Below are 13613 nucleotides of genomic sequence, written 5' to 3'. Positions count from 1 at the left end.
GATGCAACTCATTGCAAATTCTATTTTTTCTGTGATTTTATTTTACCACATTATATTTTAGAAGTCACTGACATCACAGCATAATCTCATACAACTGCTTGGGGCAGACCGGAGCCTTATCCACTCTCGGTCTGCCCGGTTGGTTCCAGCTCCCGCCACGGCCGGTATAGCAGTAGGAAAAACCGCTTGCCCGCAGGCTTGCACCGTTCTCATTCTCCAAAATGTATGTAATGAGTCGGCCGTAGCCCAGCGCTTTTGTCGCACGGCGGCAGGCTCCGTACAGCTTGGAACAGGCATTTTCCGTGCCGTCCGTACACAGCCGCAGCACTTCCACCGTGCCGTGCTGGTCAATCCGGCGTGACCGTGGCCGCCCCACAATGGCAACACCGCACAGCCGCCCATCCTGATAGCAGCCTAAAGAAAAGCGGTGTCCCCGCACGGCTTTGTGATGGCGGTGGTATTCGGTCACATAGGCGTTGGCGTCGGCAAGTTCTATGTGCCGGATTTCCAGCATCAGAACTCGCCCCGCTTTCTTGAAAAGGGCAGTTTCAGGCCGCCTTTTGCTCTGCCGGGTTTTGCCGCCTGTGGGGAAACGGACGGACCGGTGCCTTTTTCTTTCGTGCGCTTTTCCTTTCCCATGGCCGCCGTCTGGAGTCCAAACAGTTCTCCCACAATCCGGCTGATTTCCACGCTGTACGGGGCGCTCTCCTGTGCCTGAAGCGGCTGGAACAATCTCCGTTCATTGTCCTGCTGCTCCAGCTCCGCCACATAGGGCAGCACACGATCCACGCCGCCATACTGCCCGGACACAGCCTCCCAATCCTGCCCGACCTTCAGGCATCCGATGGCGGTCTGGAACCGTTCTTTATTGAAACGGCTGTCCGCCAGCATGGGATTATGGGACTGGAAGTAAGATATGCCTTTGAGGTTTGCCGTTCCCAGCCGCAGCACCTTATCCGCAATCTCAATCCCCACAAAGGAAGCCGGGTCTGCTTCAAATACGGCGGCACAGTCCAGAATGATGTAATCTGCCAGATACCGCAGGGACACGAACAGCTCCACAGCCTTATCCCGCGTAATCTTCGGGTACTGCATCAGGCTTTCGCCGCCCTTATATCCCAGCAGACTGATATACTCGCTGTCCGGCACGGGAACGCAGGCATTCAGGATATTGGCCTGTGTCAGCCCCGGCGCGGTCAGCAGTTCTCCGAAGGAAATGTCGTGGACCGCATCCGGGGGTAGCATAACCGGCATGACCGGTGTAAAAGGATCGCAGAACACCACAATGACGTTTTTCTTCTGTTTCGCAAGGGCCGCCGCCAGCTTGACGGCGGTAACGGTTTTGCCACTGCCGGGGCTGCCCATGACCGCTAAAATTTTATCCCCCAGGGGACCTTCTCTTGTCCCTTTGGGACAATTCACCTTGTCCTGTTCCATCGTAACCGCCCTCCCTTATTCTTTTGCTTCATTTTCTGTGCCTGTGTCGGCTGCTTCACCGGGAGCCGGTGCCGGTGCGCCGTCTGTATTCTGGCTTTCACCCGAAACGTCCTCGCTTTCCTCGGTTTCTTCTGTTTCCACGGGGTACAGTTCCTCCAGCACCTTGTCCTGCTCGTCAAGGAATTTCTGTGCGTTCTCACTGCCGCCACGATAGACCAGAGCGGCGTGGAGCTTCCCGGTCTGCTCCAGCTCTGCAAGAAGCCTTGCCTGCTCCGGGGTTGCAAGGACAGTGATGGTGGACGCAAGTTCAGCGTCCTCGCCGTCCTCCGGCTCCTCCTGAACATTGTTGTCCGTGCCGTTGCTGGCGGTGGTGGCGATAATCTCCATATATTGCAGTTCGGCGGGAATAAGGGTCTGTCTCGCTTCTCCTACATCACTTGCAATCAGGGAAACGATGTCGCCCCGTTCCAGTTTACCGGAAAGACCAGCCGCAAAAGATTTAATTGTGACGGAAATCGCCCGGTTCGTACCGTCCAGCCCGGTCAGGTACTCATTTTTAAGCTGGGGCGTGTCGGACAGTTTGCTTTCCAGCACATAGTCGCCTTTGTAAAGGTCGGTATTCGCATACTTACCAACCACGTCCTCGGCTCTGTAAACGACGTTGCCGGGGAGGTTATAGCCGCCCACCTCCACGGTGGTGAGCATTTTCGGCGTAATCTCATCGCCCTTTTTAATTTCTGTGCTGACACGCACAATCTCCACCTTGGATTTCAGGGCGTCGTTGAACATGGGCGTCAGTCCAAAGCAGATGACGAGTGCCACCACAATGCAGACCAGCCCCACCACGATACGGTTTTGCAGTAATTTTTTCATTTACGTTTTCCTCCAAATTCAAAATTTTAAGTTGACAACAGCACCATAAAACAGCCAAAAGCCAGAAAGGGCGCAAGGGGAATGCTCGGCTTTTCCCGCCGAAAGGCAGCGTTCCATAAAAGTCCCATGAACAGCCCCCATACCATCATCCAGACACCGCCTGTCACGCCGAGGGCAAAGCCGCTGGCCGCCATCAGCTTCACATCGCCGCCGCCGATTTTGTCCGTTTTCACGGCGGCAATCAGAAATGGAAGGGGAACCAGCACAAAGCCCAGCAGGGCCGGTAGGGTTTGGAACCCCACCAGCCCCGCCATAGCAATCAAAAGATGCAGGAAGTCCGGTATTTCATAAGTAGCAGCGTCACAGACACCCGCTATAATCAGCACTTGGCACAGCAGGATGGAGCGCAGCGCCTCCATGGAAAACCCATGCAGGCATAAAAAGACTGCCACCACCGCCACGGTAATGTAGGCGGTAGGCGGCAGTTCTTCCCGTTTTAAGTAATAGCGCAGAGCCATGTTGCAGAGCAGACTGGAAAAGAGTGCCAACAGCAGGGCGGCAACAAACCGCTCCCCGCTGTCAGCGTTCCAGATCATCGCTGTCCTCCTGCGGCTCGGCTTCCTGTTCCAGCAGTGCCCTTACCTCGCGCCGCAGCCCCACGGTCAGGTCACTGAGTGTTTCGGCAAGTATATCCGCCATATTGAAGCCTTGTCTTGTAAAATCCTCGTACAGTTTTGAAATAGGTTTCTCATAGAACAAAAACACAGCCGTTTCTTTAGGAAAGCTCGGCTTAAAGTTTTCGATATTCTCTAAAAATGCCTTGCATACAGTGAGTTTCTGCGCCGTTTCCTCCACATCTTCTGTGGAAAAGGATGCGTTTTCCCATATGCTTTCATAATCCGCCCTTGCAGTTCGTATCAGGCGGGCAAGCAATTCTTCCTCTGGTTTCAATTTATCCCTCCATTTCTTTCACGTTTTGAATGGCCTCCCGTATGTCCAGTCCGTCAATTTCATCACCCAGCCACACCCAGCCATCATACTTCTGCCGTGCGAACAGCTCCACACGGGGAACCTCTCCCATAAGCTGCTCAATGCGGCGGCGTACCTCGTCCGGTTTCTTGCTGTGCCGCTCCACCGGCGTGTCCACGATACAGTGGACGGCCTTTGATGCACGTTTTGGTCTGCCTTTGGTGGCAATCAGGCACAGTTCCGGGTTGGCTCTTGTCCAAAAGCCTAATCCCCAAAACCATTTATCCGTCTGCTTTTTGCACCGCTTTACCCAGCAGAAGCCGAGTGTCTTATAAGTAAATCCCCAGCGCCGGATTGCTTCTAAGCCTTCCAAAAGGCAGGGAAATGTCACCCATAGAAATAGGACACAGTCCTCCGCCGCAATCTCCGCCACATCAAGGGCATAGATGTCCTCTTTGCTCATAGTGTGGTAATGGTTTTCCGCGCTGCGCCCCCGACCTTTCTTGGAATAGACCTGATACGCCCATGGAGGATCGGCATAAATTACCTGAAATTTCATGCACCGCCCCCAATCTCCGCCAGCCGCAGCCCGATTTCATAGACCACGTTGACCGTGACGGCGTTGCCTGCCTGCTTGTAAAGCTGGGCATCGCTGATTCCAGCCGCTCTTGCCCGGTCAAACAGGAAGTCATCAAAGGCTTGGAGCCGGAAACATTCCCTCGGCGTCAGCCTGCGGATGCGGTAGCACAGCAGTACGCCCATGCTCCCGCCTGTCAGCAGGGTTTGGGCGCACTGTTTCCCCACACGCCCCCGGCTGACCGTGCTGTTTGGATAGGCGAGATTGATGCCATCCCCATGGTGTGCCGTGGTATAGCCGTCCGCTTTTGCCTCCCGTATGGGAAGCCCCTCGTCATAACAGCAGATTAAAATGCCGTGCTGATCCTGACAGGTAAGCGTAAAGCAGGGTTCCCCCGGCTCCTTGAACCGCCTGCCGTTCTGCCGCTTGTTCAGCCTGTCCGGGGTAATGACCGCCCTCACACAGTCCGGGTGCCCCTCACAGATAAAAACGCCGGAGGTTTCCCCTTTGAAATTGCCGATCCCGGAATACTGCCTTGCCCGCAGGCACCGGGCGTTTTCCGTAAACTGCGGCTTTTTTGACAGGTCAATGAAGGTGGCGCAGGGCGGTATCTGATGTTCCACAGCATACAGACCGGTTCTTCCGGCAAAACCGCCTCCGTTTGCCGACAGGGTAATGGACGTGCCGGACGGGTCGTAAACCCGCTTTCCCTGCTTTCCGTCTATGAGTCTTTTAACAGGCGCAGGGTTTGTTCGGCCGAGAGGAAATACTTTTCCGGCACTTCCGTTTCTAAGATGTCCAACAACGTACACGCGCTCCCGGTGCTGGGCGGTGTGAAAGTCCTTGGAATTGACAACACACCATTCTGTGTCATACCCTGCTTCCCAAAGTTCAAAGAGAACGGTGGTAAAAGCTGTGCCGCTTTCGCTTGACACAAGATGTTTAACATTCTCAACGATAAGGTATCGGGGCTTATTTTCGGCAGGCGTGCTTTTGAGCAGACCAACAACTGTAAAAAAGAGTCCACTTCTTGTTCCATGAAGCCCTGCCATTCGGCCGCTGATACTAATGTCGGTACAAGGAAACCCAAAAGTCCAGATTTCAGCTTTTGGAATTTCTCCTGCTCTGATCTGCTTAATGTCCTTGGCGTACCATTCGCCTTTACACGTTTTTCCGTCACAGTCTTTCCTCACCTCCGCACTGCACATTTTACAAAAATTTAAGCTGGAGTCCATCCCATAAGGGCAGGCCTCCAGCTCGTACATTGCCATATAGCTTTTATTTGCGTATTTATCAATTTCGACATGACCGACACAGGTATGTCCGCTTCTTTCGAGACCTCTACGGAATCCACCGATTCCTGCAAACAGGTCAAGAAATTTCAAAAGTTATTCTCCTTTCCTCATTCCCCACTCGTCCATCATGCGATAGGGAAAAATCTGCTGGCTGCGCCAGAACCGGGCCATGTTGCCGATCTGGTCAACCACGCTTTGGTTGTTCTGGTCTTTGGTACACATCATCACGCTGCCAAAAACGCCGGACAGCACCGCCACAACGGTCAGCGCCACATTTCCGGCAGCCAGCCATAAAAGAGCCGCCACCGCGCAGCCGAACAGGGAACCGACAGCACTCTGCAAAAGCTCCCGTTTTCCGAACCCGTTGAACAGCTCGTTTTCTGCCTTGACTCCGGTAGGGATGTAAAGATTGATTTCGTTCATCGCCGCCTCCTATGCTCCGTAATAATAGAACACAATGTCTTTAATCTGCCAGATGCACTCTGCAAGCACATAAAACAGCACGGTGTTCTTGGCACGTTTCTTGAATTGTGTCTGTTCTTCCTCCGCTCCTTGGAGCCGCACCATGCAGTAGATAAACCGGAACACGGCTCCCGCCCGGATCAGGACGATGACGGCCGTGGAAATATCATCAAGCGTAATCATGCCGCCACCTCCTTACTTCATCATATTTTTTGCCATGCCTACCAGACGGACCGAGTGGTAGATGTTGTTGACCATACCGCCGCCCCCGCCTGTGGGAACCATAAATTCTGACAGGAATTTCGGCGTCTTGATGGCAAGCACCAGACAGGCGATGCCCCAAAAGACGTTTAGGTTGATGCCCACATTCATCATCATACCCACGCCCAGCTTGCAAAGGCTGATCTGCACCATGACCGCCGCCGTGGACTGGAAAAATTTAGTCAGGTAGGTCTTGAACACGCCTTTGTCGTTGTCCAAAAGGCCGGAGCAGGCAAGGGGCAAACCAATCCGCAGGATCATAATCTCCACGCCCCGCATGAGGAACTGGAAATAGAGGATAAAATAGCAGATAACAAACACCAGCCCGAAAATGGCGGTCACAAGCCCCGCCGAGGACAGGCCGCTTACCCACGCCTGCCAGTCGTAATTGGTGGATGCGCCGATTGCCGTAATAAGCTGGTTCGTCAGGTTCTCCGTGATGTCCGCAAGCCAGCCGTACATGACCGGGAAGCAGACTGCCACGGCGATGGCCTGCACAAACCGGATGATAAGCTGGACCGGCTCGCTGTCCGGGTCGCCGTCCGTCCACATCACATAGCACTCAAAGCCCTTTTTGAGAAATTTCAGGATAATCAGCGATACGCCGAACCCCAGCAGGATTTCAAACAGCACATCCACCATGCTGCCGCCACCAGCCGCAGTCATGTACTGGTCTGCATGGAGCGTCATGGGAACGAGGTCGGCAAGCATACTGTCAATGAATGCCACCGCGCCGTTTAACACCGCTACGATCAGCAGCACAAGGATTACTTCCAAAATAATCACCTCCCTGCCCGGTGGGAACCATTGCCCCACCGGGCATTTTCTGTTCGCCGCTTACGACTGTGGTTCATCCACTGCGGGGGATTCCTGAACCGTTTCCGGCTCTGGCTGTACCTCGCCGCTCTGATATTCCTCCAGCACCGTATCTTTAATCTGCCTGTGAAGTTCCGGGGTAATGGGGAAACAGATGTCCTTATATTCGCCGTTCTTCAACTGACGGCTGGGCATGAACACCGCCAGCCCTTTTGTGCAGTCTGCCACACGCACCCCGGTAATCAGGAATTTCCCGTCAAGGCAGACCGTGGCAATGGCTTTCAGCCTGCCCGTATTCGCAAACCGTGCCGTGATTTTTGCATTTACTTTCATGTTGTTTTTTCCTCCTAAAAAAGAATCGGCCGCCCCGCGCCATGCAGAGCGGCCATGCCGCAGTCATTAACCTTTGTAGTCGAAAAGCGTTTTAATACGGTCGGTCAATGTGGGCAAAATCGTATCCTTAAAGAGCATATACAACCCCGCCAGCAGCAGAGCGCCGACCACAACAGAAATCAGAATTTTATCGTGATAGGTAATCCTTTGACGTTATCGCCGGATTTTCCCCCACGCCGCACCGTGCATGAAACTTTCGCTTCACACGGCGCTCCATCACGCAAAGGCGTGACTCGTGCCTATCCCTCCACGGCTTGTTATCACCGCTTCCTTGGTACTGTGGCACTGCTCTCACCGGCATGAACACAGCTTATACGGCATTTGCCGCTTTCGCCGTGAAACGCCCCATCGGGGTACAAGCCCCTTGCCATGGGCGCTGCCAGCTTTCCACGTTCCGATAACCCTATCTGTTTGATACTTTTAGGCGCTTCCTATGGGCCTGATACACAGCCTTTGCCGTGCCGCCTGTAACAGCACAGGGATGTTCATAGCCTCAACTTTTACTTATCCCCGTATATCATGCCATGCGTTTCCACATGGGGACAGATCCGTACATTCAGAAGTTCGCCAGTGGCCGCCTGATTTTTGCAGGCCACATTCTCGCCATGAGTATCCGACACCCGGCATATCCATACCCGGCATGGAGGACCACGCCTGCGGGTATGTTCTGCCGACTTTACCGAGCTTTTGACCGTCCCACACTTGTATGCGGGACCGCCAATCGGAGGATCAGTGTGGACGCTTCGGTGCGTTACCGCCTCATTCCGTCCATCGGGTTATCAGTTCTCTAAAAGCCGTCTGCTTTTATGCCTATCCTTTTCAGATAGAAACGTGTCGCACTAAGGCCGTGTCCACAAATCCCTCGCCGGACTGCTGTGTCAGAATATCGCGCACCTTATCCCTCGCCTGCAAGCCCTTGACATAACCTCTGACTGCCAGATTATTGACCTTTGTAGATACCTTGTTCATCATGTTTTTCATAGCGTTTGTTCTCCTTTTTGATTGAAATTTTTGGTTGGATATAGAAAAACCGCAGGCTTTTCCTGCGGATTCTCACGGGTAAAATGCACCGGCTTATTTGTAATAGCCGATGATGATATTGAGGGTGGCGCTGCCCAGCACCGCGCCGATGCAGGACACCACCGCCACCACAATGCGGTTGTTCCACTTCTTCTGATCCATTTCATCAGCAGCGGAACGCCTGATACAGAAATAGATGATCAGCAGCCCCGCCACAACCGGGGCAAGTACCATCAGCCATGTGGTGGCGTCCTGAATAAGTTTTTCCGTGCCTTTGGCAATCTGGCTGTCGGAGATACCGGCCGCATATGCCGTGGTGCTGTTTGCCAGCATGAAAAGAGCGGCTGACCCGGTTACGGCCGCCGCCCTCAATTTGCTTATTCCATTTTTAATCGTCATCTTCACTCTTGTCTGAACCTCCTTTTTTGTATCCCTTTAGGGATGAAAACATTGCGCCTGCCTGAGAAGCAAACGCCTGTGACTTTTGCTGCGCTTCTTTAAGCTGCAAGTCCTTGGTGTAGTACACCCAGATATTCCACAGCGGTATTTCTCCTGTCTTTTGGGAAATGACAGGCCGCGCCGCTTCTCTGGCCTCCCGTACCTTTCGGTTATGCTCCGGGCCGCCCAGCCCGCACATCTTGTTAAAATGCCACTGGGACAGATCGGGGGCGGTCATCATGGCAGGGTGCGCCCTGCTGATTACGATTTGATAGGGGCGGGAGATCCGCCGTATCTCATCCGTGGTCAGAAGCTCCCGCGCCACAAGGCTGATACTGTGGGAGCTGCTTGGGTTCACATACCGCCCGTGCTGGCTGGATAGCTGGTAAGCCGAGGTGGTGTATTTGCCCAGCTTGTCGCACACGTCCTGCAAGGTTTCCTTATCGTCCGCCTGTAAATAAATCCATGTCTGGCAGTTGGATTTGACGATGGCGGCGGTTTCCTTATCATACTTCTGTGTAAGCTGTTCAAAGGATTGCAGGAACAGGTTGAACCGCACCCCGCGCCCGCCCGCCACGGTCAGTTTGTTGGTAAAGTCGTTCAGCTTCGTGAAATTGCCGAACTCATCAAGGACAAAATTAACCCGGCGTTCCAGACGGCCGCCGCGCATATCCGACTGCCGCACCAGCAGTTCATAAAGCTGGGATACCATCAGGCTGGCAATTGGGTAATAGGTGGTCTTTTCATCCGGCAGAATCAGGAACAGCGCCTGCTTTTTCCTGCCGATGTCCGCGATATTGTAATCACTCTTATGGGTGATCGAGTAAACAGAGCGGGAAGTGAACAGCCGGAGCGTGGTCAGCGCCGAGGTGTCAAAGCTGCCCTTGGTGCGGCTGGGCGCCACCTCTGCAATCGACATGAGCGCCCGCGCCGGATGGCCGCTGTCCAGCTTTTTCATGTACTCGCTCATGGGGGACTTGCCGCCCACCGACTTGCTCATTTCCGCAATGAACCAATAGACGTTTGTGAGGTTCTGGTACTGCGGCCGTTTGGCGTTATCTACCACCACACAGAGAATTGCCGCCGCTATCGTGGATTTTTCGCCATTCTCCCAAATCTTTTCATTTGAGGTGTTGTCGCCCACCAGAATGTTAGTAATATCCCATGCGTACATCTCGGCACGTTCCATATCCTTTTCCCTTACCGCGTCGATTACCGGCTGAAGCAGATTGTAGCGTGTGCTTTTCTCCGGGTTTTTGAAATCAAGGCAGATTACCTCATAGCCCAGTTTTTTTAAGTACCCTGCGGTGTAGTCGTAAAGCTCGGCCTTTGGATCGCTGACCACCAGACTTTCCCCGGCCAGAGCGAGGGAGCAGATGGACTGCACCACCAGACACCGGGTTTTGCCGGAACGTGTCGCACCGATGGTCAGGGTGTGGGTATCGTCCCCAATACAGTACAACTTTTCCGTATTCCCGTGTTTCTCCATGCCCACCACAATGCCGCCGCTGTCAAACAGCTTATAAGGGTCAGGCAGTTTTTTCTTCCTGCCCTCGGCGGTCTTGACCGTTTGTTCCTCTGTATGCGGTTCCTCCTTTGGTTGATCCGCTTGTTTTTCCTCCCGGCTTAAATCAGGAGCCGCAACGTCATAAGATACCGTTTCAAAATTTTCGTCCTCCTTTGTCTCGTTGTTCTTTATAGGAACGAGCATGGGAACGGCAGCCTTGTCCTGTGCCGCGTCCTCCTGCCCGGTATCCCCGTGTTCTGCTTTTTGCTTCATAAATGGCAGATCATCGTATCCTGTGTCCAACAGCATTTTGATGACCGGGTTTGCAGGGTCAATGTCCTGTGTCCGAAAGGTCTTGCCCTTTTCATTTTCTTTAAGCCAGCGGGAAGAACCATGCTGGAACTGCCCGACCGGGGCCGGTGTGCAAATATCCCCGGCCACCTTGATTAAATCGCTCTGATATGGCCGGTCATTCTGCACCCAAAAGAGGACACAGCACAGGCAGATAAATCCCTCAAAGGAAAGAAACATCAAAAGCTGCTGACGTTTAGTAAACAGTCCGGTCATGCACTGGAACAGAGGTACAAGGGTCAGCGTGTCATACTCCCTTGACAAAAGCCCGTGGAGCGCCGCCGTAAAGAACAGGTTGAAGATACTGCCAATGCAGATTAGGGCTGTGCTTAGAATCAGTTTTTCTTTTTTCTTCATCGGCTCATGTCCTCATCCGGCTCCGCCACAGGCTGCAAAGCCGTCAGGTTCTCCCCCAGTGCGGGGTAGAGTCCCGTCAGCCGTTCCAGCGTTTCCGGCTTTGCAACGCCATACACTTCGCCCCTTGCGATTGCAAAATGATCCCGGTCAACTGGGTGGAGCAGATGAATGGTATCGCTGAATTTGTGGATGGCCGGGCAGCCGGGGCCATGGGTGCAGAGCCATAGCTGGTTTAACGGGATTCGGTGTTCCTCTGCCAGATTCTCATGGCGAAGGATGATCCATTGTCCCTCATAATTCTCTTTGCGGCTGTTCGGAATACAGTCGCTTTCCGATAGCAGGCAGTTTCCGTCCGGGCTGATTGGGTAATACTGCGGAGCGGTCGGGTTCCGCATATAGAATGTTGGGATGCCATGCGCTGCGGCAAATTCTATTTCGCCGCGCATACCCTCGCTGATCTGCTTTCCCATCACCCACAATTCCTCGGAGTGGGCCAACAGTTCCAGCCCCAGCTTCAACCCCTGTTCCCGCTGTTCGGGTACAGTATCATTGCACCACTGGCTGAAAATAATGTGGGGAGCCAGTGCAAGCACACCATTTTCCGTTGCCAGATGGCAATACTCTACGGCGTTTCGGATATTGGTATCGTAATCCCCACGCAGGGGGCTTGCGATATAGACTTGTTTCAAAAAATCACCTCCAACAAACAAAAAACAGGGCATATCCTCCACTGCGGAAGATATGCCCCATTAAACTTTATGGCTGCTTTTCATCAGTCAGGGTTATTACCTGAACCGGCTTTCCCTGCTTTTTTGCATATTCGATTGTATACTTGGTTCCCCGGCTTTTGCCGTCCCATATGGCAAGCACGCTGTCCGCCTGCTGTACCATAATTTCATTGCGTTTGAGTGGAGCACCCCTGCCGAACCGCTCATAATCCGGCTTCAAAATCATCGTTTCTATGCCATGGGCAAGCGCATATTGCTCGGCCAGCGCGTCCACTCCTTTTGCGCCGCCGCTAATAATCAGGCCGCAGTCCGATGGAATGTAAGGGGAGAGGTCAAAGGCGGTAATGGAGCGGGAACCGGCGACCAGCACACGGACGGTCTTTGCCTTGCGGATGACAAGCGTTTCCTCCGAACAGCTCACTTCAATATAGCTCCCCGGCAGGAAACCGCAATCCTCCAGCCATTTTCCCTGCAAGCGGAGCTGCGGCGCCAGAGTCCCTTGCCCATCCCGCACTCCATAGATTTTTAGCCTCCGCATATACTTTTCTGTTTCTTTATCCTGCAAATCTATCCTCTCATTTTCTTATTATTTTGGGAACCGTTCCGGGGTATAGACAACAATACCGTCAATCTCCCTGTCCCCAAACTCAAAATTCATGTAGTAATCCCGAATAAAACAAGCCGTGCATTTCCCGTTCAGGGAATAAATCTCCCCTGTGACAAAATCAATCATGGCAAAGGGACAGCGTTTCCCATCCGGAAATTCGTCCGCCCAGCTCTTGTCCAGTTCTGCAATCTTAGCCATACAGTCCCGGCAGTAGAGCGGGGCGATTTCCTTCAGCGTGATTTCTTTTCCCTCGTCCCATGACAGATTTAAATCGCAGATGCCACGGCCGCCCATAACCATCATATGCCCAAAGCGTCCATCCCCGTCACCAGCCATCAGCATACTGGAATGCCCGGAATTATCTTTGAGTGTGCCGTCATCCTCGTATTCAAAAATCCGCAAGTCACTGATTGTCCCATTTGCAAGGTTCAGAACCCCGATGGAGTCCAGCCTGCTGTAATATCCCCATATGCTATGCTCACCACAAAGGGCGCAATCCTCTTTTTCTGCTGTTCCGACCGGTAGATACACCGTCTGACTTTCCTCTGTTATTGCTGTTTTCTCCGCCGTCATGCTTTCTCCGGCCACCGGAGAGATATTCTGCCGGGTACAGCCGGAAAGACACAGCAGGAACATCAAGGCTGTCAGCGCACAACACCGCTTCAAGGTTCAATCTCATAGCCGGTTTCTTCGTTGAAGTCCGGCTCATAAATACCGTCCTGCGCCGTTTCCTCTGTCATATTCTTGGTCGTCTCCAACTGCACGGCAAGGAACAGGCTGTCAGGGGCGTCCACCTTCGGTATCCGGCTTTCCTGCTGCACAAGCTCGTTATAGGCGGAGACATATATCGGAAAACGGCGGTTCAGAGTGGCGTACAGGCTGTCCTCCGACACAATCAGGGCCTCTGTCTCGTTAAACACGTCTTTCAGTTCATTCAAGGCAATGGCACTGCTGGTCAGCTCGTAAAACAGATACTCGCCCTTTTTCTGTCCGAAAGAAGCAGCGATAGGCGTCATAAAGTTATCGGCCACGACCTCATGGACGGCAAATTTCATGTTTTCATGATCCTGCGTAAAATAAATGCCGTTGCAGATGGGGAGCGCGTCCGACACCTCGCTCTGCGGAGACTCTGTGGGCGGAGCACACTTTCCGAAATAATCCGTCAGGGATACCTTGCCGTTCCGCTTGATTTCCTCCATCTGCTTCAAGGCGGCGGATTCCACCTTTTTGCACTGCTCGATTCTGCGCTGAAGTGTCTCATAGATAGGAATGTCCTTTGTGTTCTCGTCATAGCAGAGCCAGTCGCCGTCCTGTGTTCCCATACTGGCCGCCTTGGGAGAAAGATTCGCCGTATCCCTCCGGGCCATCACGCCGGTGCGCTCTACGCCGTTTTTATCTTTGGCGGTGATTTCATAAATGTTGAGGGCAATTTCCACACAGGTATTGATAGTTCCCCATATGGATTCGCCTTGTGGCTGTTGGTGCATAATTTCACTCTCCTTTTCTTTTTAAATAAAATGAT

The 13613-nt window shown here is 53.1% G+C and carries 19 protein-coding genes and 1 pseudogene; all 20 read right to left on the bottom strand.

The features are described 5' to 3' along the window. Positions 1-73 precede the first annotated feature (73 nt). Positions 74-514, bottom strand: coding sequence for an XF1762 family protein (locus MCJ35_RS02995; RefSeq protein WP_025483077.1), 441 nt, complete (start codon positions 512-514; stop codon positions 74-76). Continuing rightward, on the bottom strand, positions 514-1437 hold the full coding sequence (locus MCJ35_RS02990) for a nucleotide-binding protein (protein WP_051400567.1): 924 nt from the start codon (positions 1435-1437) through the stop codon (positions 514-516). The genes MCJ35_RS02995 and MCJ35_RS02990 overlap by 1 nt, the downstream gene beginning before the upstream one ends. Before the next feature lie 15 nt (positions 1438-1452). Further along, a complete protein-coding gene (cpaB, locus tag MCJ35_RS02985) occupies positions 1453-2310 on the bottom strand; it encodes a Flp pilus assembly protein CpaB (RefSeq protein WP_025483079.1) in 858 nt (285 codons plus the stop codon). Between the two features lie 26 nt (positions 2311-2336). After that, positions 2337-2906, bottom strand: a complete 570-nt coding sequence (locus tag MCJ35_RS02980) for a prepilin peptidase (RefSeq protein WP_025483080.1) — start codon at positions 2904-2906, stop codon at positions 2337-2339. Beyond that, positions 2890-3261, bottom strand: a complete 372-nt coding sequence (locus MCJ35_RS02975; protein ID WP_025483081.1) for a hypothetical protein — start codon at positions 3259-3261, stop codon at positions 2890-2892. The genes MCJ35_RS02980 and MCJ35_RS02975 overlap by 17 nt, the downstream gene beginning before the upstream one ends. 1 nt (position 3262) lies before the next feature. Next, positions 3263-3838 carry an MT-A70 family methyltransferase gene (locus MCJ35_RS02970; RefSeq protein ID WP_025483082.1) on the bottom strand — a complete coding sequence of 192 codons (576 nt, stop codon included), beginning with the start codon at positions 3836-3838 and terminating at the stop codon, positions 3263-3265. Beyond that, positions 3835-4668, bottom strand: a complete 834-nt coding sequence (locus tag MCJ35_RS31820; RefSeq protein WP_353656101.1) for a DNA cytosine methyltransferase — start codon at positions 4666-4668, stop codon at positions 3835-3837. Before MCJ35_RS31820 ends, MCJ35_RS02970 begins: the two co-directional genes overlap by 4 nt. Positions 4669-4677: 9 nt before the next feature. Beyond that, positions 4678-5241: pseudogene (locus MCJ35_RS31815) on the bottom strand (DNA cytosine methyltransferase); the annotation flags it as partial. 3 nt (positions 5242-5244) lie between these two features. Then, on the bottom strand, positions 5245-5574 hold the full coding sequence (locus tag MCJ35_RS02960; protein WP_025483084.1) for a hypothetical protein: 330 nt from the start codon (positions 5572-5574) through the stop codon (positions 5245-5247). A gap of 9 nt (positions 5575-5583) precedes the next feature. Then, positions 5584-5796 (bottom strand): hypothetical protein, encoded by a 213-nt coding sequence (locus tag MCJ35_RS02955; RefSeq protein WP_025483085.1) that lies wholly within the window; start codon positions 5794-5796, stop codon positions 5584-5586. A 12-nt stretch (positions 5797-5808) separates the two neighbouring features. Next, positions 5809-6660, bottom strand: a complete 852-nt coding sequence (locus MCJ35_RS02950) for a conjugal transfer protein TrbL family protein (protein ID WP_353656058.1) — start codon at positions 6658-6660, stop codon at positions 5809-5811. A 51-nt stretch (positions 6661-6711) separates the two neighbouring features. Continuing rightward, positions 6712-7023, bottom strand: coding sequence for a SpoVG family protein (locus MCJ35_RS02945; protein WP_025483087.1), 312 nt, complete (start codon positions 7021-7023; stop codon positions 6712-6714). Between the two features lie 66 nt (positions 7024-7089). Continuing rightward, positions 7090-7227, bottom strand: coding sequence for a DUF6133 family protein (locus tag MCJ35_RS02940; RefSeq protein ID WP_330664093.1), 138 nt, complete (start codon positions 7225-7227; stop codon positions 7090-7092). Positions 7228-7902: 675 nt separating this feature from the next. After that, positions 7903-8064, bottom strand: a complete 162-nt coding sequence (locus MCJ35_RS02935; RefSeq protein ID WP_155858388.1) for a hypothetical protein — start codon at positions 8062-8064, stop codon at positions 7903-7905. A 93-nt stretch (positions 8065-8157) separates the two neighbouring features. Then, on the bottom strand, positions 8158-8502 hold the full coding sequence (locus MCJ35_RS02930) for an Mbov_0395 family pilin-like conjugal transfer protein (protein WP_034576270.1): 345 nt from the start codon (positions 8500-8502) through the stop codon (positions 8158-8160). Then, positions 8492-10756 carry a VirD4-like conjugal transfer protein, CD1115 family gene (locus tag MCJ35_RS02925; protein WP_025483089.1) on the bottom strand — a complete coding sequence of 755 codons (2265 nt, stop codon included), beginning with the start codon at positions 10754-10756 and terminating at the stop codon, positions 8492-8494. Before MCJ35_RS02925 ends, MCJ35_RS02930 begins: the two co-directional genes overlap by 11 nt. Further along, positions 10753-11445 carry a DUF7768 domain-containing protein gene (locus tag MCJ35_RS02920; RefSeq protein ID WP_240299347.1) on the bottom strand — a complete coding sequence of 231 codons (693 nt, stop codon included), beginning with the start codon at positions 11443-11445 and terminating at the stop codon, positions 10753-10755. Before MCJ35_RS02920 ends, MCJ35_RS02925 begins: the two co-directional genes overlap by 4 nt. Before the next feature lie 67 nt (positions 11446-11512). Beyond that, positions 11513-12049: a SymE family type I addiction module toxin gene (locus MCJ35_RS02915; protein WP_025483091.1), complete on the bottom strand. Its 537-nt coding sequence runs from the start codon at positions 12047-12049 to the stop codon at positions 11513-11515. A gap of 21 nt (positions 12050-12070) precedes the next feature. Further along, complete coding sequence (locus MCJ35_RS02910; RefSeq protein ID WP_025483093.1) at positions 12071-12757, bottom strand: hypothetical protein; 687 nt, start codon at positions 12755-12757, stop codon at positions 12071-12073. After that, positions 12754-13578, bottom strand: a complete 825-nt coding sequence (locus tag MCJ35_RS02905) for a hypothetical protein (RefSeq protein WP_025483094.1) — start codon at positions 13576-13578, stop codon at positions 12754-12756. The genes MCJ35_RS02910 and MCJ35_RS02905 overlap by 4 nt, the downstream gene beginning before the upstream one ends. Positions 13579-13613 lie beyond the last annotated feature (35 nt).

The sequence above is a fragment of the Enterocloster sp. OA13 genome, from assembly GCF_022440595.1.
GTDB lineage: Bacteria > Bacillota > Clostridia > Lachnospirales > Lachnospiraceae > Enterocloster > Enterocloster hominis.
This window is presented reverse-complemented; position numbering and strand designations above follow the sequence as displayed.